At 60.9% G+C, this 18,228-nt stretch carries 11 protein-coding genes and 1 pseudogene; 7 read left to right on the forward strand and 5 right to left on the reverse strand.

Going from position 1 to position 18,228, the window contains the following annotated elements:
* Nucleotides 1-357 precede the first annotated feature (357 nt).
* From ACIQLI_RS06390 to ACIQLI_RS06405, 4 genes and pseudogenes are all read right to left on the reverse strand, one after another.
* Nucleotides 358-507 (reverse strand): annotated as a pseudogene (locus ACIQLI_RS06390) (LacI family DNA-binding transcriptional regulator); the annotation flags it as partial.
* Between the two features lie 115 nt (nt 508-622).
* Nucleotides 623-1,717 carry a serine hydrolase domain-containing protein gene (locus tag ACIQLI_RS06395; RefSeq protein ID WP_400386258.1) on the reverse strand — a complete coding sequence of 365 codons (1,095 nt, stop codon included), beginning with the start codon at nt 1,715-1,717 and terminating at the stop codon, nt 623-625.
* Between the two features lie 99 nt (nt 1,718-1,816).
* Entirely contained in the window at nt 1,817-2,779 is a 963-nt protein-coding gene (locus ACIQLI_RS06400; RefSeq protein WP_400386261.1) for a family 43 glycosylhydrolase, read from the reverse strand.
* Nucleotides 2,780-3,127: 348 nt separating this feature from the next.
* Nucleotides 3,128-5,818, reverse strand: coding sequence for a family 78 glycoside hydrolase catalytic domain (locus tag ACIQLI_RS06405; RefSeq protein ID WP_400386264.1), 2,691 nt, complete (start codon nt 5,816-5,818; stop codon nt 3,128-3,130).
* A 406-nt stretch (nt 5,819-6,224) separates the two neighbouring features.
* Between ACIQLI_RS06405 and ACIQLI_RS06410 the strand changes: the two genes are divergently transcribed.
* Nucleotides 6,225-7,295, forward strand: a complete 1,071-nt coding sequence (locus ACIQLI_RS06410; RefSeq protein WP_400386267.1) for a LacI family DNA-binding transcriptional regulator — start codon at nt 6,225-6,227, stop codon at nt 7,293-7,295.
* 328 nt (nt 7,296-7,623) lie between these two features.
* On the opposite strand, the gene ACIQLI_RS06415 is transcribed toward ACIQLI_RS06410, so the two are convergent.
* A complete protein-coding gene (locus ACIQLI_RS06415; protein ID WP_400386270.1) occupies nt 7,624-10,035 on the reverse strand; it encodes a glycoside hydrolase family 3 N-terminal domain-containing protein in 2,412 nt (803 codons plus the stop codon).
* 263 nt (nt 10,036-10,298) lie between these two features.
* Between ACIQLI_RS06415 and ACIQLI_RS06420 the strand changes: the two genes are divergently transcribed.
* The 6 genes from ACIQLI_RS06420 to ACIQLI_RS06445 are packed head-to-tail and all read left to right on the forward strand — an operon-like array spanning nt 10,299 to nt 18,227.
* The gene (locus ACIQLI_RS06420) at nt 10,299-12,014 is read left to right on the forward strand and encodes an IlvD/Edd family dehydratase (RefSeq protein WP_400386273.1); all 1,716 of its coding nucleotides are present in this window, start codon (nt 10,299-10,301) and stop codon (nt 12,012-12,014) included.
* The gene (locus tag ACIQLI_RS06425; protein ID WP_400386276.1) at nt 12,001-14,898 is read left to right on the forward strand and encodes an FAD-binding and (Fe-S)-binding domain-containing protein; all 2,898 of its coding nucleotides are present in this window, start codon (nt 12,001-12,003) and stop codon (nt 14,896-14,898) included. Before ACIQLI_RS06420 ends, ACIQLI_RS06425 begins: the two co-directional genes overlap by 14 nt.
* Nucleotides 14,899-14,914: 16 nt before the next feature.
* On the forward strand, nt 14,915-15,592 hold the full coding sequence (locus ACIQLI_RS06430; protein WP_400386278.1) for an SDR family NAD(P)-dependent oxidoreductase: 678 nt from the start codon (nt 14,915-14,917) through the stop codon (nt 15,590-15,592).
* Nucleotides 15,593-15,627: 35 nt separating this feature from the next.
* Nucleotides 15,628-16,416, forward strand: coding sequence for an IclR family transcriptional regulator (locus ACIQLI_RS06435; protein WP_400386281.1), 789 nt, complete (start codon nt 15,628-15,630; stop codon nt 16,414-16,416).
* On the forward strand, nt 16,413-17,324 hold the full coding sequence (locus ACIQLI_RS06440; protein ID WP_400386284.1) for an SMP-30/gluconolactonase/LRE family protein: 912 nt from the start codon (nt 16,413-16,415) through the stop codon (nt 17,322-17,324). The genes ACIQLI_RS06435 and ACIQLI_RS06440 overlap by 4 nt, the downstream gene beginning before the upstream one ends.
* A 42-nt stretch (nt 17,325-17,366) precedes the next feature.
* Nucleotides 17,367-18,227, forward strand: coding sequence for a fumarylacetoacetate hydrolase family protein (locus tag ACIQLI_RS06445; protein WP_400386287.1), 861 nt, complete (start codon nt 17,367-17,369; stop codon nt 18,225-18,227).
* The last annotated feature ends 1 nt before the right edge of the window (nt 18,228 follow it).

An 18,228-nucleotide genomic window follows, 5' to 3' on the forward strand; every position in this document is an offset into this window, starting at 1 on the left:
GCCGCAGCACCGTCACACGTCCGTGGGCAGCAGTTCGATATCGTCTGTTTGAAGGACCATGGACCGGCCCATGCCGTTGTTCATCAAGATCCAAAGAGCCGAACGGTCCGGCATGACAGCGTCAATCATCGCGGTTCCTTCTTGCATACCCAACCGGACAACCTGCACCTTGTCCCCTGGGCTCAAGTGCTCCCAAGTGGGTCGAGTATTCTCCAGGGAGCTTTCTGCTTGCATCTGGACAGGGGCACCGTCCTCCCCTTGCGTCGGTTCTGGAAGCCGGTGGCCCGCCTCACGAGCCTGGCTTGGCTTAGCCCGGGAACCCTTTCGCAGGGCGACTGCATGCCTATTTGGAACGTAGTTGAGCTTCGCGATGGTTCCGTACACAAGCTCACGCGTCGCTCTCTCTACCCGCTCAGGATTGTTGAGAACATTGGACACCGTGGTGACCGAAACGGCGCAGGCAACAGCAACATCACTGATGCGTGCGGGGCGTTCACTATTGTCCATTGCGGGAGCAAAGCACGGTAACAGTCCCCTTGCAGTCCCTGACTGTTCATCCCCCTGGTCTGGCAATTCTGCTTGAGGCGGCAGTGGCTGCTGATCTTGGCGGTCTGACAAGGGGTCACCTCAAGGCTTTAGTTAGAGCGCAAACTACCGATTGACCTCTTTCAAAATCCCCCATCAGATTGGTGACGTCAGCGAAACCAATCTTTGCCTCGGAGTCGGCGAAGGCGACCTGGCCTCCCGCACCGTCCTGCCCAAAGGACGTTGGTGACATGTAGGGCTGCCACGGCGAGGGGACCATTACACCGGCTCGCCAAGACTGGTAAGAGGGGTTGCCCACGAAGAACGAAGGCCCTTCACTACGCAATGCGCGCAGGTTCTCCGCGCTGTGTGGTTGGAGAAGGCGGATTCCGTCCGTGGTGGTGACCGCGGATGACCAGATTTTCGCGAGGGCCCAGGCTGATGCAATTCCGCCGACTCCAGGGAGTTCGGCGTGGTGGAACAACCGTTGGTTGAAGCTCTCCGGACCAATCTGGCCCAGCACGTTGCCGGCCCGCTCTACCCAATACACCGAGTCACGTTCGTCGTCGCTCAAGGGGGCTGAGGATGTGTCAGGAAGGCCGATCCAGGCATCAGCACCGAGGGGTTGTGCGATGACATCGTTGAAGACCAACCCAGCTGTGCGCCCTGTGGCAAGCTTTACCAACTTGGCAGTAAGGGCACCGTGGGTGACGGTGTGGTGTTGATGGCTTTCCCCTGGTTTCCACAACGGCTCCTGGCTTGCCAGCTCATCCGCCAGAGCGAGGCTGTTCAGTGCGGTTTCCAGTGTCAGGTCCTTCCGTGGCGCAGAAAGGCCTCCCCCATGAGCCAGGACATCACCAACGGTCAGTCGGCCCTTCCCATGCGCCGCGAACTCCGGCCACAGTTCAGCAACGGTCGTTTCAAAGTGTGGCATTTCATCGCGCTCGGCAAGCACCGCTATCAGGAGGGTCGCAAGTCCTTTGGTGCACGAAAAGACAACTGAGAGGGTATCGGATTCAAATGGGCGGCCTGTCCGGCCGTCCGCTACTCCGCCCCAGAGATCTACTACAGGTTGACCTTCGTGCCAGATCGACAGCGCCGCGCCAGCGCGCCCATCCACGTCAACCGTCTGGAAAAAGGCGTCAGCAACAGGCCCAAAACCCGGAGATACGAGCTGTTGTCGATCATTCATTTGGCGGATTTCCTATCAGTCGAAGGTGAGCAATCGGTCAACGGGCTACGGGACGCCTATGAGTATCTGGAGCTGACAGGACATATGCGCTCGCTGGCGTTAATCGAAGGCTTCTATGCGCCACTCGTCGCGCCACTGCAGCAGGGGGAAATCTCCATCAAAGGTGAAGGGAAGCCACACGTAGTCGGCCTGCGACGCGTCGACGATGCTCAGATCCTCAGAGACGTCATCCGGAAGTGGAGTCCCTGCAAACTGCCGTTCGAACAGTCCCCGTGCGTCAGATTCTTCGGGGCTAAGATCCGGGCGCCACCTGTCTGCCATGGCTATATACAGGTCCGCCTTATCAGGGTGCTTGAAGACACAGCTGATCTGGCTCCGGAAGGATGTATCGCTCTTGTCGTCAGAGTGCGGGTTCCCGAGTACCGTCCAAGGCCCGTGATAGGACGGCGCGCTGGCCAGCTCCGAGGGGTTCGGAAAATAGCCAGTCGTACCTGAGGTGACGAGAAAATGCGTGGTCCCGCGCTTGAAGTGAGCCGGCGCTTCCCTGACGAAAGGCGGTGACGCCTGGTGGAAATGCGTCGAATAGTAGCCAGTGACATCGGTGTAGTTCTCAGTGAGGTCGGCACAAATCATCTCGCTGTGCACGCGCTCAAAGTAGTAGTAGGCCTTTCCATCGCTCGGCTCTATAACCAGGTCGAAGTCACCTGCGTTCATGCCGAGTGGCCGAAAGCCGCTTTCGACCATTTCGTAGGGTCCGAGGAAGGAGTCTGCGGTCAGGATAGTAGACCGCTGGGATCCGTCGTTTTCCATGACTTTTAGCCAGCAAACGTACTGCTCGGTGGACGCGTTGTAGATGATGTGTGGGCGATCCATGAACCGTGAGGGATGCAGTGGTGAACCTGGGTCGTCCTCAACGGGCGGGATTATAAGGCCTCTGTCTTCCCAGTTGTAGAGATCGGTGGACGAGTAGGCGCGCACCCCCCAATGCCATATACCGCTGCCCGGCAGGGTCCGTTCTTTGTTCTCGCCGTACCAGTAGAAGACGCCGTCCTCCACGTGCATCGATCCGCCGTGTGCCTGAATACGGAGTCCATTTGTGTCAAGCCAGGGCCGGCCTGGCCGAATACTGTCGTACGTCCTCATCGATTTCCTATGTGTCGGGCGTTTTGCAAATGACTCCCCGTTTCTGACGTTGTCGCCTCAGCATCGTCTTTGGGGGCCGGGAAACTCTCAGTGCGTCAAACAAAGATGCGGCACCTCAAGACTTCGCGGATCTTCGTCGGACGGGCAATCGACCTAACACCATGTGCCGCGGCCCGCTCATGAAGACTGTAAGGGCAGCGACATCACGTAGTCAATTAATTGGAGTTTCGTTCCATATAACGGAATGCTACCGCCGCGAGTCACGTATTACGAGAGCGCGCTGCAATGGGGGGCCGCGTCCCCGCGTTGCCGTTTATGGGCATCTCCTTCATGCTGGTTTCCTCCATACGGATGGTCGGAGTCGCCAAACTCCAAGGCCCTCGGACGGTCAGGATGGCCGTCGGGGAAAGCAATGTCCCATTGGTGTGTGCCGTGTCTGACGTGGACGAAGTCCGCGGAGTCCGGAAGGTAGACCCTGGCCGATGTACCAACTGGCACCGTTACATCTAGACGGAACCGACCTCGCCTCCGCTGCCATGACACACTTGCTTCCCCGTAGGGGGTGAGGTGACGGACGGCTGCGCTGTGGAGGGCTTCCGGAGGCTGCGGGCGGATGATCATGGTGCGATACCCTGGCGACGCCGGGGCCAGACCGGCGACGCTCCGGTGCATCCAATCCGCCACCGCGCCAAGCGCATAGTGATTGAACGAAGTCATCTCACCTTGGTTTACCCTTCCGTCAGGGAGCATGCTGTCCCATCGCTCCCATATCGTGGTAGCCCCCATAGTGACTGGGTACAACCAAGAGGGGCAGCCAGTTTGCAGCAGGAGACTGTGTGCGAGTTCCGGATGGCCCGCTGACGTCAGCGCGTCGCAGATCAGTGGAGTGCCCACGAACCCTGTGTTGATGTGGAAGCCACTGGCGCGTACCAAGTCGGCGAGCCGGCGTTCAGCACGCCGGCGCTGGTCCTGGTCAGGAAGAAGAGACCACTCCAAGGCCAATGCATAGACCGTCTGGGCGTCGGACAGGACTCGACCGGAGGGAGTGACAAATGCCTGCGCGAAGGCCGCCCGCACGTCTTCCGCGTGTCCGGCGTATCGTTTTGCTTCCTCAATCCGACCGAGAATATTGGCGGCCTCTGCGACGATCTGCAGAGACCGAGCCAGGTGTCCGGTGGCGACAACATCAGGATCTGCTTTCGCGCGGAAAGGGTCCTCGGGCGGCGCGGCAGGATCCAGCCAATCACCGTACTGAAAGCCCCCCGACCACAGGCGATCCGGACCAACGATGCGAAGCACTCCGTCTACCCATGCCCTCATACTGCCAAACTGCCGATGGAGGATTCCCACGTCCCCGTAGCGTTGATACAGCGTCCATGGCACAATGACCGCGGCATCCCCCCAAGCCGCAGCGGGCGACGACATCAGTTCGCTACGTATCACGTCCGGGATGACGTGCGGAACAGAGCCATCCGGAAGTTGTTCTGCTGACAAGTCGGCCAACCAGGAAGCGAGGAAGCCCGTCACGTCATAAAGAAAGGAGGCAGTGGGTGCGAAGATCTGGATGTCGCCAGTCCAGCCGAGCCGCTCATCGCGCTGAGGGCAATCTGTGGGTACATCAATGAAGTTGCTACGGGTCGACCAAACTACGTTCTCATGGAAGCGGTTAAGCAACTCGTGCGAGGAGGAGAACCAGCCTGTACAGGGCAAGTCTGAGCCTACAACTACAGTTTCGAGGTCCTCAACCCGCAGATCCGGGACCCCCGAGACCTCCGCATAACGGAATCCATGTAGCGTGAATGCTGGTTCCAGGGTTTCAACATTAACGCCAGCGACGATGTAAGAATCGATCGCCTTAGCCGAACGCAGAGCGCGGATTGCGAGTTCTCCATCCTCCAAAGCCTCTGCGTGTCGCACCACTACTTCACTACCTGCTGTGAGTCCCCGAACTCGAAGACGAACCCATCCGACCGCATTCTGACCGAAGTCAACGAGGGTGCGACCCGCTGGCGAGCTCCAGATTCGCTGGGCAGGCAATACTCCTATTGGACGGATCATGGGCCCCTCTTGGGCTACCAGACGTCCGTAGTCCTCGTCAACGACCTCTACGGGGACTGTACCGGTGCTGGCCCGAACCTCCGCGTTCCAAAGGTCGGTGCGCTGACCGTCGTACAGATCGTCGGAAATGATCTCGCTTTCCTTAGCTGTCCACTCGCCGTTGGTGGCCAAAATCAGGCAGCGGCCATCCTCCATGGTCACCTCCAGCTGGGCCAGCAGACTCAGCCGTTCGCCGTAGATGGCTCGCTTACCTTCCCAGCCCAGACGACCTCTGTACCAGCCGTTCCCGAGAGTGAAATCAAGGGTGTTCGCGCCATCCTGGACAAGACTTGTCACGTCATACGCATGGTAGCGAAGTCGATGCTCATAACTCGTCCAGCCTGGCGCCAGAACTGCATCACTAACCGGCTTCCCGTTCAAATGCGCACGGTATACGCCATGCGCCGTTGCGTATAAACGCGCCTTCACCGCACCCCGGGGGACTTCTAACCAGCCCGACAATGTTGGTGCGCCTGCGTCCAATCCACCTAGTCCCATGGGACTAATGAACTGACCAGTCCAGTCGCCTGCGTTTAGCAACCCCACTTCGGCGACTGATTCATCGCTCCATTCGCTCCAGTCGGAGTAATACGCGACGCGGACCCGGACGGTGACCCGCTCACGTGAGGACAAGGGCTCGCTGGGCCAATCAACAAAGAGCTGTTCGCTGCTGGCTGCAGTGAATCTCTCCACTGACTCACCGCGCGTAATCTCAAGTTCGTACGCCGTTTGCAGAAATCCCTCGCTGGCGTGCGGAATTTTCCATGACAGGCGTGGCGAGGGTTCCCCGAGGCCGAGCACCACCAAATCTTCCGTTCGGTGCTCAAACCGGGGCGCAGAAGGCCGTCCAGCTGAAACCATGCGAGTAATCTCCTATCCTCCAGGTGGCCGGAGATCCTGCCGGTACCACCGATGCGCTCGATGCTGATCTCAGGGGGGCGCACATGACTGCAGCCCGGGAGCGGGGGTCTAAATTAGGAGAAATCTCAATTGGAAAATTCCCTGGTTCGGACGAACGTCCATGATTCCTGCCGGACGCTAGTGACAGCTCTCCTAATTGCCATGCTTACCCGCAGCTGGCAAGAAGCGTTATGTGCAACGTTCTACGTCACTTTAGGATCCATTCTTGTCGCAGGTCAAGCAAAGTAGATTTTTCTGCAAGAAACTTGGGTAACGTTGCAGTGCAGATGAAGCAATTGCATGGCGCAACCCCGTCAACTCATCCGCGACGATCGACCTAGCAGGAAAGGTGGTATGAAGAAACCACATGGCCGACATGACGGAAGCCCATTTAGACACTGATCACAGTGCACCGCCGATTCGGCGCGTCACCATCGAAGATGTCGCGCGCGACGCCAGCGTCTCCGTCTCGGCAGTATCCAAAGTCATTCGCGACGCGAGTGGCGTGAGCCCACAGATGAAGCGAAAGGTGTCCGCTGCGATAGATCGGTTGGGATACCGACCACATGCAGGAGCTCGCGGCATGCGTGGCCGATCATTCACCATAGGTGTAGTGCTCGTGCAGATGTCGGCACCTTTCCAGGTTGAACTTGCTACAGGCGTAGGCACCGAGCTTGAGCAAGGCCCCTACCAGGATGTGATGATCGCCGCTGGCCTGTCACGAGAGCGTCAGCGGCGCAGCATCGAAGCGCTGGTTGATCGACAGGTTGACGGGCTAATTCTGATCGGTCCTGCCCTAGAGCACGCTGAACTGGAAAGTATCGGAGCAAGAACCCCTATGGTCGTCATTGCCCGGCACGGAGGTGCTGATAATTTCGACACGGTGGTGGATGATGATCACGAAGGAGCGCGACTTGTCGTTGACCATCTCGTTAATCTTGGGCACGAGCGAATCATGCATATCAGCCACTCCTCGGGCGGGCTGCAGCGACCACATGTGCCTTCGCACATTGCCCGCCGAGATGGTTATGAGGGCGCGATGAAAAGATATTCACTCACTCCGGACGTACTAGTCCCTGGATTTACAGAAGAGGGCGGACATCAAGCCGCGCTTGAGGCACTCGCTAGGCGCTACGCGCCAACGGCAATATTTGCTGGTGCGGATATCGCCGCGCTTGGTGTTCTCAGAGCAGCTGAGGAGCGAGGGCTGAGCATCCCGGAGGACCTCTCCATTGCCGGCTACGACAACATCTTTACCAGCCAACTGAAGCGCGTTTCGCTGACCACGGTAGACCAATCAGGGGGCGCCACCGGAGCCACCGCAGCTCGGTTGCTTATCGATCGGATCAAGGGCAGAACCGAGGCCGTGCATCACGTCATTGTCCCAAGGCTGATCGAACGAGGAACTACCGCCCAAGCTAGGTCTGTCCGAACGTAAAAGCCAGGGCATAAGACTGCCCCGGCTTTTATTGACTCGGAATCTTAGGCAGCTCTAAGCGGTCTTAGTTGATTGGTTCCTATTCGAGCGGTTGAACGCAATCTGCACCTGCGGTGCATCACCCTTGGATGCCGAATCAACAACATCCTGGTGGAACTCCGCCCCCATAAGGCGTGGGTATGGCCAACATCCTTCAACGAGCACAAGCTCGCCAGGTCACGGAGTCAACAAAACTTGGGGCAGCCCCTTGTCATCAACCTGCCGGAAGGATCTCCTTGGCCCGGCAGGTAGAGCCATTCATGGTCCTGCGACAGCATCGCCGTCGTCCTCACCGAGCGTAGAAACCGCGCGTCCTCCCGTCGATGAGAGCGCCTGAGATGATGGACACAGTGCCAGCCAACCGCACGTCGTGCGAGGAGGCACCCACCAGGACCTCCACCTCGCCGGCTTCGACGCGCCAGCGCATGTCTGCGTCCACGAAAGCCACTTGACTGATGTCAAGGTGAAAGTCAACCCGGGCCTTCTCCCCCGGTTCCAGATCGACACGCCGGAAGCCAGCGAGCTCCAGAACCGGCCTCGAGACCGACGCGAACCTATCGCTCAAATAAAGCTGGACGACCTCGGTTCCTGGACGCTCGCCCGTGTTCGTCACAGTCAGCGAGATTTTGACTGTGTCGACGGCCTCCACTTCACGCTTGGAGATGGTCAGGCCGGCATAGTCGAAGGTGGTGTACGACAGGCCGTGTCCAAAGAAGTATCGCGGCGTGTGGGGTGCATCGACGTAGTCGGGGAACCCGATACTGTCGCCCTGGTGCCAAGCAGACCCGTGCGGATGGTTGTAGTAGACCGGGACCTGACCGGCGTTCCGAGCGACGCTGACCGGAAGCCGGCCGCTCGGCCCGTGGGCCCCCGTCAGAATGTCGACGATCGCCTCGGCGCCGGCCTCGGCGGGGCTCCACGCCTCCAAAAGTGCCGACAAGTAGTTGTCCGCGGCGTCGCTGGACACAGGCCTGCCATCCAGGTGCACTCCGATCATCGGTTTGCCCAGCCGGCCGAGCTTGACGATCAGGTCATCCTGGCAGGGCGGGAGGTTGATGTTCGTTGCGTCGATTCCCTCCCCCATCGAGGCAATGGATGCGGTGCCGTGCTTACCGCCGAGCGTCAGGATCACGACGTCGGCGTCGGCGGCGAGGGCGACGGCCTCCTCGTGTCCGGAGTCGTCGTTGCCGGCGACCGGATAGCCGTAGGTCCAGCTCACCTCGGTGTCAGGCATTCGGCGGCGGAGCTCGTCGAGGAGGCAGCGGATGCCTGGCTGTTGGCGTTGCAGCAGCTCCTCAAAGGCAGGACCCTCAGACGCCTCGATCGTCGTGCCCGGAATGTTGTTAGTGATGGTCTGGATATCGTCACTGCGGGTGGCGAGGCCGGCCATTGAGGAGTTGGCGGCAAGCTTGCCCTCTGCCATGGAGTAATGCGTGTAACCACCGAAGAAAAACCGAGCACTCACCGCGTGACAGCCGATTACCGCTATCTTCCGGAGATCCTGCTGCAGCGGGAGCACGCCGTCGTTGCGCAGCAGAACCAGCGACTCCCGCGCCGATTGCACGGCCACTGCCGCGTCGGTAGCCGACCGGAACGAGCTGTCGCGGTCAGCGGGGTCCGGGGCGAAGGGGTGCTCGAACAGCCCCATGCGGAACTTGGCCGCCAGCACCTGCCGGACAGCGCGGTCCAGGAGCGCCATGTCGGCGTGTCCCTCCGCGAACCAGTTCTGCAGGTCGGGTCCCAGCCCCTGCGGCACATGGAGCTCGACGTCCATCCCCGCGCGCAGGGCTGCCAAACCAGCATGGGCCAAGGACTCTGCCACGCGTTGGACACCATGGAGGTTTCCCACGGCCCCATAATCAGAGACAACCAGGCCGTCGAAACCCATCTTCTCCCGCAGCAGCGTTGTCAGCAGCCGGGCGGACGCCGACACCGGCTCGCCGCCCACTGAGTTGTAGGAGGGCATGACACCGCGTAGCCCAGCCAAGGTAATCGCGGCCTGGAAAGGCTTGCCATACAGCTCCACCAGCAGGCGGTCCGGGACGTTGCAGTGCGCTCCATGGATGCCGCCTTCGGTGTGGTGCGAGCCGACGAAGTGCTTCGCCACCGCCTCAGTGCGCCGACCGTCCGAGTCCTCGCTTTGTAGTCCACTTGTGAAAGCGACCCCGAGCGCGGCCGCGAGAGTCGCGTCCTCGCCGTAGGTTTCGCCCTGCCGCCCCATGCGCGGGTCGCGGGAAACATCCAGGACGGGAGCCAAGGTGTGCGTGATGCCTAGCGCTCGTTCCTGCCTGCCGACGATCTGGCCAACCCTGCCTTCCAGGTCAACGTTCCAGCTCGCCGCGCGGCCCAGCCCGGACGGGAAGCTCGTCGCCCCCGGCAGGTACGCGCCGCAGAGCCCCTCCATGTGGAAGATCGCCGGGATCCCGTGCCGGGAACCGTCCATGGCCTCGGTCTGGACCCGGCGCTGGAACGCGGTCACTTCGTCCAGCGTCAGCGCCGAACGTGTTTCAAGCGTGGACACCTCGCCGATCCCGTGCGGAAAGCGTTCGGCGAAGTCGGTGGTCTGCGTGATGTCCGTCGGGAAGTAGCAAGAGACCTGAGCCATCTTCTCGTCGAGGTTCAGCTCTCTCAGGAGCAGCTCGGCCCGTTCAATGGCGGGCAGCCGCTCATCCATCCAGGGGTTAGTCGCGTGTTTGCTCATGCTTGATCCTCGATCCGCCGTTCCTTCTGCCGGTCGAGGGAGGCTCCGCCTCTCTGAACCGGTGCCGGCGGGCTGGCCCGCCGCGCCGGACGACAGGGCGCCGGACTTCTCGATACGATGAAATTGACGTGCAACGTTCTACGCAATAATAGCCACCCGCCCACCGGGCGGCAACCGCGCCAGCAGGATGCAGCGCTGGACACGCACTCAAATTTAATATTCAATGTATTTGATTCATAGTTCAATTAATGGAAAGTTGACTCATGGGCGAGCAGCGCAGCTCTCAGTGGTACGCGGGCAACGACCGCAATGCCTATATTCATCGCGCCTGGATGCGGCGGGGTGTTCCCGAAGATTCATTCGACGGTAAACCTCAGATCGCCATCGCAAATACAGCCTCAGACCTCACTCCGTGTAATTCACACTTGGACGAGGTCGCCGAGCATGTTAAGAGAGGCATTTGGGAGGCTGGCGGGGTTCCGCTTAATCTGCCTGTTGTCTCCCTGGGTGAGACCCAAGTCCGGCCTACGGCGATGCTCTGGCGGAACATGGCAGCCATGTCGACCGAGGAAATGCTGCGGGCGAACCCCATCGACGGCGTAGTGCTCTTGGGCGGTTGTGATAAGACCATCCCGGCTCTTCTAATGGCTGCCGCCTCGGTGGACATTCCTGCCGTCGTGGTCCCCGGAGGCCCTATGGCCACGGGCACCTTTCGTGGCACCCCCCTGGGTTGCGGTACCGACGTCTGGCGCCTCAGTGAGGAGGTTCGTGGCGGGGAAATGTCGAACCGCGAGTTCCTGAAGTCCGAGTCCTCCATGATCCGGAGCCGTGGGCACTGCAACACCATGGGCACGGCCTCTACCATGGCCCTGGTTGCCGAAGCCTTGGGCATGGTGCTGCCCGGGCTGGCCGGCACCCCCGCCATCGACAGCAATCTCCTCGCCGGCGCGCACGAGACCGGGCGCCTTATCGTAGAGATGGTCCGCGATCAGCGGACCCCTGGCCGGCTCCTGACCAAGGAGTCCTTCCTCAACGCAATCGTCGCCCTGGCCACAATCGGCGGCTCGACAAACGCCGTCGTGCACTTGCTGGCGATCGCCGGACGGCTGAGCATAGAACTCTCGATCGACGACTTCGACCGTACCGGCGCGGGAGTCCCCCTGCTCGTCAATCTCCAGCCATCCGGCAAGTTCCTGATGGATGACCTGCACCGGGCAGGCGGATTCCTGTCCGTGCTGCGCGAAGTTAAGGACCTGCTCTCCCCCACAGCGCTGACCGTGACCGGTCAACCTCTCGTGAAGTACCTCGATGAGGCACGCATTTGGGACGAAGACGTCATCCGCCGGCGCTCCGCTCCACTTCAGGCCGAAGCCGGCATCGCCATCCTAAGGGGCAATCTCGCCCCCGGAGGAGCCGTCATCAAACCCTCCGCTGCCTCCGCTAACCTGATGCAGCACCGGGGCCCTGCGGTCGTTTTCGACAGCATCGAGGACATGCACCACAGGATCGACGACCCTGACCTGGATGTCAGCGAGAACTCCGTTCTCATCCTGCGCGGGTGCGGGCCAAAGGGGTACCCGGGCATGCCTGAAGTGTCGAATATGCCGCTGCCGAAAAAATTGCTCGAAAAGGGCGTCCGCGATATGGTCCGAATCTGCGATGGGCGAATGAGCGGCACGGCCTACGGAACAGTAGTCCTTCATGTAACTCCGGAAGCAGCTGCCGGCGGACCCCTTGCGCTGGTACGTACCGGGGACATCATTAGCCTCGACGTCCACAAGCGCCTCCTCGACATGGAGGTCGCGCCCGAGGCACTGGCCGCCCGCACACCCAACGCCGCGACAGTGCAAGGCTATGCGAATCCGAAGCGGGGCTGGGAACGGCTCTACGTCGACCACGTTTTGCAAGCAGATACCGGCGTCGACATGGATTTCCTCCTCGGGTCGTCCGGTCCCGAGGTGTCACGTGAGTCGCACTAGCTCCAGCCATCGCTCCCACCTACCGGGAGTGGACAGGGCACTGATTGAAGAACTGGAATGCGCCGTTCCTGGCGGGGTCCGCGTACGCGCGTCCGACCGCCTGGCGCACGCCCACGACGCATCCCACTACCTCCTCACGCCCCGCGCAGTCGTGGTCCCAGAAAGCGCCAAACAGGTCGCCGCGCTACTGCGTGGAGCCGCGCGCCACGGAGTACCCCTGACCTTCCGATCGGGCGGTACAAGCCTGAGCGGGCAGGCCTCAACTGACGGCGTTCTCGTCGATACTCGCCGGAGTTTCCGCGCCGTGGAGGTGTTCGACGGCGGCGAGCATGTGCGGACCCAGTCCGGGGCGACCGTGCGTCAGGTGAATGCACGCCTTGCGATGCACAAGCGCAAGCTCGGGCCCGATCCGGCGAGCGAAGCCGCTTGCACGATCGGCGGCGTCATTGCCAACAACTCCAGCGGCATGGCATGCGGCACGGAATTCAACACGTACCGCACCATCGAATCCGCAATAATCGTCCTGCCCAGCGGAACGACGATCGACACCAGCCACTCTGACGCCGACGACCGCCTGCGCGACCAGGAGCCTGACCTTCACGCGGGCCTCCTGGCCATGCGCTCCAGGCTTCTTGCCAACACTTCCGACGTTGAGCAGATCCGGCGTATGTACTCCATCAAGAACACGATGGGTTACGGGCTGAATTCTTTCCTGGACTTCGAACGGGCTGTCGATATCCTCCTACACCTGGTGGTCGGCAGTGAAGGAACACTTGCATTTATTGCCGAAGCGACGTTCCGGACCGTGCCGGTCAAGCCGCACACTGCCACCGGCCTCCTCTACTTCCCTTCACTGTCCGCGGCCACAGCTAGTCTGCCCGCGCTGGTCTCGGCCGGCTTCGCCACTATCGAGTTGCTGGACGCGACATCATTGCGCGTCGCCCAGAGGGATCCTGAAGCGAACGAAGCCCTCCGCTCCATTGACGTGGAAGGGCATGCCGCCCTGTTGGTCGAATTCCAGGAAGCCGACGAGGAAGCACTCTCCCACCGAATCATGTCCAGCGCGGCCCTGTTTGGGTCATTGCCGTTGGTACGGCCCGCAGCCCTGTCATCGGATGCCGCCGAACGTGCCTCGTTATGGCACATCAGGAAAGGTCTGTACGCTACCGTTGCCGGCAATCGACCCAGCGGCACAACTGCCCTGTTGGAGGACATTGCGGTTCCACTCGAGAATCTTTTGCCGACGTGCGAGGGGCTGGTGGCTCTCTTCGAGCGCTTTGGCTACGAGGACAGTGTCATTTTCGGTCACGCCAAGGATGGCAACATTCACTTCCTGCTCAACGAGCACTTCGACCAGGCCAGCGGTCAGTCCACGCTTGAGCGTTATGCCGCGTTCACGGACGAAATGGTAGACCTTGTGCTGACCAATGGGGGGACTCTGAAAGCCGAGCACGGGACGGGGCGGATAATGGCTCCCTTTGTCCGCCGCCAGTACGGGGACAGCCTGTACGGGATGATGGGCGAAATCAAACGTTTGTGCGACCCGCTCGGACTCCTCAACCCGGGAATCGTTCTTACCGACGACCCGAAATCACACATGGCCCACCTAAAGACCTCCCCGACGGTGGAGGCAGAGGTGGATCGTTGTGTGGAGTGTGGCTACTGCGAGCCGGTGTGCCCCAGCAAGGACCTCACGCTCACGCCTCGCCAACGCATCGTATTGAGGCGTGAGATTGCCAGGGCAGACCACAACGGGGACACCGCACTAAAAGCCGAGCTGGAGAACGATTACCGTTACGACGGCGTTGAAACCTGTGCTGTCGACGGCATGTGTCAGACGGCATGCCCAGTCCTGATTGACACCGGACAGCTCGTGAAGCGCCTCCGGGCGGAGAGCCGCAACGGCATCGAAAGAACGGGCTGGAAAGCGGCCGCGGGCAACTGGGGTGCGGTAGCTCAAGTTGGCGGATTGGCCCTCTCGGCCGTCAAGTATCTGCCGGCACCGCTTGTCACCGCGGCCTCCGAAGCCGGTCGGCTGCTCGCGGGCACTGACCGAGTGCCCCGCTGGGACAGGGACCTGCCCGGAGGCGGTACTCGCCGCCTTCCGCTGCACGCGCCGGAACCTAAAGCTGTGTACTTGGCAGCCTGCATCAACACGATGTTTGGTCCAGCCTCCTCCGACGGACCGGGTGTTTCAAGTGCTTTCCTGGCGCTCTGTGACCGCGCAGGAGTTGCCGTGGCGATACCCGATGGGATTGTGGACATGTGCTGCGGTACACCGTGGAAGTCCAAGGGCATGACCGCGGGTTACGAACGGATGCGCGACAAGGTCCTTCCGGCTGTTTGGGAAGCAAGCCGCCACGGCGAGCTTCCGGTAGTCTGCGACGCGGCCTCATGCACCGAAGGCCTTGAAACCCTGCTCACCATCGTCTCGGGCGAATCGCGTCTACGCATTGTTGACGCAGTCGCATTTGTGGATGAGCACGTGATTCACACCCTGCCACTGGGCAAAAAGATCGGCAGCCTGGCCCTGCACCCAACCTGCTCGTCCACACGCATGGGACTCAACGCAGCTCTCGGCAGAGTTGCGGCGGCAGTCGCAGAAGAAGTCATCATCCCCGAAGACTGGGGATGCTGCGCCTTCGCCGGCGACCGAGGAATGCTCCACCCCGAACTGACGGCAGCAGCTACGGCGAGTGAGGCCCGGTCCGTCAACGAGCGGAACTTTGACGCATACGCATCCCTCAACAGAACCTGCGAACTGGGCATGACCAGAGCCACGGGACACCAATATCAGCACGTTCTAGAACTGCTCGCTTCTGTCACATCGCCTACAGAAGCACCAGATACCAAAACCACTGCGGTTCGCCGCATCACTCACTAATAAAGGAACTCAAATCATGATCCGGAAAGCAGTCGTCACTGGCGGCATCAGTGGCTTAGGGGCTGCAGTAGCGGCCCGGCTGGCAAAAGACGGCACCGAGATTGTCACCATTGACATCAGCGATGGCGCCGACGTCACCCTTGATGTTTCCGACGCCGACGCCGTCCGCCGTGCGGCCGCCGAGATCGGCCCCATCGACATCCTCATCAACAGCGCCGGGATCGTCGGGCCCAACAAGCCATTCTGGGAAGTCACCGACGACGAATGGAAGCGCACCTTCGCCGTCAACGTCGACGGGACGTTTAATCTCTGCCGCGCATTTGCGCCGTCAATGGCTGAAGCAGGATGGGGACGCATCGTCAATTTCGCCAGCATGGCCGGTAAAGACGGCAACCCGAACATGGCAGCCTACTCGGCAACAAAGGCAGCCGTCATCGGACTAACCAAAACGATGGGCAAGGACCTTGCAAAGAACGGCGTACTCGTCAACGCCATAGCCCCCGCCGTGGTCGCTACACCGATGAATGCCTCAACCGCCCCCGACGTACTCGCACACATCACCAGCCTCATACCCATGAACCGCGTAGGACGCCCCGAGGAAGTGGCCGAGCTTGTTGCCTGGCTCGCGTCAGACAAGTGCAGCTTCTCCACCGGAGCCGTGTACGACATATCCGGCGGTCGGGCAACATACTAAAATGTCATTCCAGATATAGGAACTAAGATCAACACATGGAAGAAACGCAACCCGCTGGGAAAGACGAACGACTTGTAGGCTCAGACCGGGTTCTCGCAGTCCTGCTTGAGCTTGCCCGTCATCCGGCCGGCATCAGCCTTGACGAAATGGCGAAGCGAATTGACGGTGCCAAACCCACGGTGCACCGGGCATTGGCATCTTTGCGCCGGGCAGGCCTGGCCGGCCAGGACGGGCACGGCCATTATGTTCTGGGAGACGAGTTCTTGCGCATCGCGTTTGCCCACCACGAAGCACGGCCTGACCATCTTCGTGTTCAACCGATCCTCGAACAGCTGACCCAACGATTCGGTGAGACCTCCCACTATGCCGTCCTGGACGGTCACGACGTCGTATACAGGGCCAAAGTCGATCCAACCGTCGGTGCCATGAAGCTCTCCTCCACTGTGGGGGGACGGAACCCGGCGCATGCAACAGGCGTAGGGAAGATGCTGCTTGCCCTGCAGCTTCCGGATCTGGAGTCAGTGCGTAACTGGGTGGGAGGGCGCAAGCTCGAGCGGCGCACCGAACACACCGCCGCTACCGCTGAGGAACTCGACGCCGAGTTATCACTTGTCCGGCAACGCGGCTACAGCATCGATGCCCAGGAAAACGAGCCCGGCGTCAACTGCGTCGCCCTGCCCGTCTACTTGTCTTCCCCCAGCGTCCCGACTGGAGCCATCAGTATCAGCGCCCTTGCCTACCGCACACCCCTGGCAACCCTGGTTAGTGACCTTCCGACCATTCGAAAGATCATCGCCGGCCAATACGAAGAAGCAATCTCATGACAACATATGCGGCCACCGTGGCGTCCGTCGAACGCCACGTCCTGGCCGAGGGCCCGGTGTGGGACGCTTCCACCGAACAAGTCCTCTGGGTGGACATCGTCAAAGGGCAAGCCTTCGAAGGCCTTTTGGAGGGTGACAGAATCCTGCAAACCAACCGCCACGACTTCGACGGCACCATTGGTGCCGCCGTCAGGTCCGCCAACGGAGACCTGCTCGTCGCCGGACAGGATCAGCTCTTCGTCGTCACCGCCGCTGGTGACACAATCCCGGGCCCTAAGATCGTGCCCGACGGCACATCCAGCCGGACCAACGATGGAGCTTGCGACCCGTCAGGTCGATTCCTGATAGGCACCCTCCCGTTGGATGAGCGCACAGGGGCAGAAATCCTGGTCCGACTTGAGGGCAGCGGAGACCTGACCTGTATCGACGAGGACCTTTTCCTCTCCAACGGGCTGGCGTGGTCCCCCGATGGCCGCCTTTTCTACAACACGGATACTGTCCCGGGGATCATCTGCGTTCGCGACTACGAACCGGCCACCGGGGCCGTCGGACTAAGGCGGGAACACCTTCGCATCACCGACGGCTTTCCGGACGGAATCTGCACTGACTCTCGCGGCGGCCTCTGGGTCGCCATCTGGGGCGCCGGTGAGATCCGGTCATTTTCACCGGAGGGCAAGCACGAAAACACGGTGACAGTCCCCTGCCCTCACCCTTCCAGCGTCGCATTTGTTGGCCCGGAACTGGACCTGCTGCTGATCACCACGTCATCGCGGGATCTTGCCCCGGCCGACTTCCAGACCTACCCGGACGCAGGACGGCTCTTCACTGCCCGTGTAGGCGTAACGGGCAACCCCTGCAGCCCGTGGTCCGGGGCCGGCATCACCGCAGCGACGACCTTTAACACATAGCCACCAAATCCTTACCACCTAGACATCACAGGAGAACTAATCATGCACCTCATGAGAATCGGAGACGCCGGCGCAGAAAAGCCGGTCGTACGGATCAGCGACACTCACTATGTGGATGTGTCGGACAGCATCGCTGACTTTAACGAAGCGTTCTTCGGCAACGACGGCATTGCCAAGCTCAAAGGTGTCGTCGCCGAATGTGTCGCCTCTGGAAACATAAAGGAATTTGCCGGTGAACGCATCGGGGCCCCGATTGCGCGGCCTCACCAGATTCTGTGCATTGGCCTGAACTACAGCGATCACGCGGCAGAGACGGGGCAGGCCGTGCCGGAAGAACCCATCCTTTTTACCAAATCCCCGAACACCCTGGTGGGCCCTAATGATGAAGTACGCATCCCGAGGGGGGCAACCAAACCGGACTGGGAGGTCGAACTCGGCATCGTCATAGGAAAGCGGACCAGCTACCTGAACAGCGTGGATGAAGCCCGCGAGGCCATTGCCGGTTTCGTCGTCGTCAACGACGTCAGCGAGCGAGCGTTCCAGATCGAACGCGGAGGCCAATGGGCCAAGGGAAAGTCCGCTGAAACTTTCAATCCCGCAGGCCCGTGGCTGGTGACCCCGGACGAGATCGACGACGTCCTGGACCTCGGGATGTGGCTGGATGTCAATGGCGTCCGACGCCAGGACGGCTCCACATCCACCATGATCTTCGACCCGTACTTCATCGTCCACTACCTGAGCCAGTTCCTTGTGCTGGAACCCGGAGACCTGATCAACACCGGGACGCCGCCGGGCGTCGGCATGGGATTCACACCTCAAATCTGGCTCAAGCCCGGTGATGTTATGGAACTCGGCATCGAGAGCCTCGGCTCTCAGCGCCAGCCCGTCCTGGCGCCCCGGTAGA

Origin of the sequence: Paenarthrobacter sp. NPDC091669 (assembly GCF_044756725.1) — a bacterium.
GTDB classification, from domain to species: domain Bacteria; phylum Actinomycetota; class Actinomycetes; order Actinomycetales; family Micrococcaceae; genus Arthrobacter; species Arthrobacter bambusae_C.

What these genes read in the sequence shown, in the direction of transcription:
- ACIQLI_RS06395 (WP_400386258.1), bottom strand. Translation starts at nt 1,717, where the DNA reads ATGAATGATCGACAACAGCTCGTATCTCCGGGTTTTGGGCCTGTTGCT.
- ACIQLI_RS06400 (WP_400386261.1), bottom strand. Translation starts at nt 2,779, where the DNA reads ATGCACGTGGAGGACGGCGTCTTCTACTGGTACGGCGAGAACAAAGAA.
- ACIQLI_RS06405 (WP_400386264.1), bottom strand. Translation starts at nt 5,818, where the DNA reads ATGGTTTCAGCTGGACGGCCTTCTGCGCCCCGGTTTGAGCACCGAACG.
- ACIQLI_RS06410 (WP_400386267.1), top strand. Translation starts at nt 6,225, where the DNA reads ATGGCCGACATGACGGAAGCCCATTTAGACACTGATCACAGTGCACCG.
- ACIQLI_RS06415 (WP_400386270.1), bottom strand. Translation starts at nt 10,035, where the DNA reads ATGAGCAAACACGCGACTAACCCCTGGATGGATGAGCGGCTGCCCGCC.
- ACIQLI_RS06420 (WP_400386273.1), top strand. Translation starts at nt 10,299, where the DNA reads ATGGGCGAGCAGCGCAGCTCTCAGTGGTACGCGGGCAACGACCGCAAT.
- ACIQLI_RS06430 (WP_400386278.1), top strand. Translation starts at nt 14,915, where the DNA reads ATGATCCGGAAAGCAGTCGTCACTGGCGGCATCAGTGGCTTAGGGGCT.
- ACIQLI_RS06435 (WP_400386281.1), top strand. Translation starts at nt 15,628, where the DNA reads ATGGAAGAAACGCAACCCGCTGGGAAAGACGAACGACTTGTAGGCTCA.
- ACIQLI_RS06440 (WP_400386284.1), top strand. Translation starts at nt 16,413, where the DNA reads ATGACAACATATGCGGCCACCGTGGCGTCCGTCGAACGCCACGTCCTG.
- ACIQLI_RS06445 (WP_400386287.1), top strand. Translation starts at nt 17,367, where the DNA reads ATGCACCTCATGAGAATCGGAGACGCCGGCGCAGAAAAGCCGGTCGTA.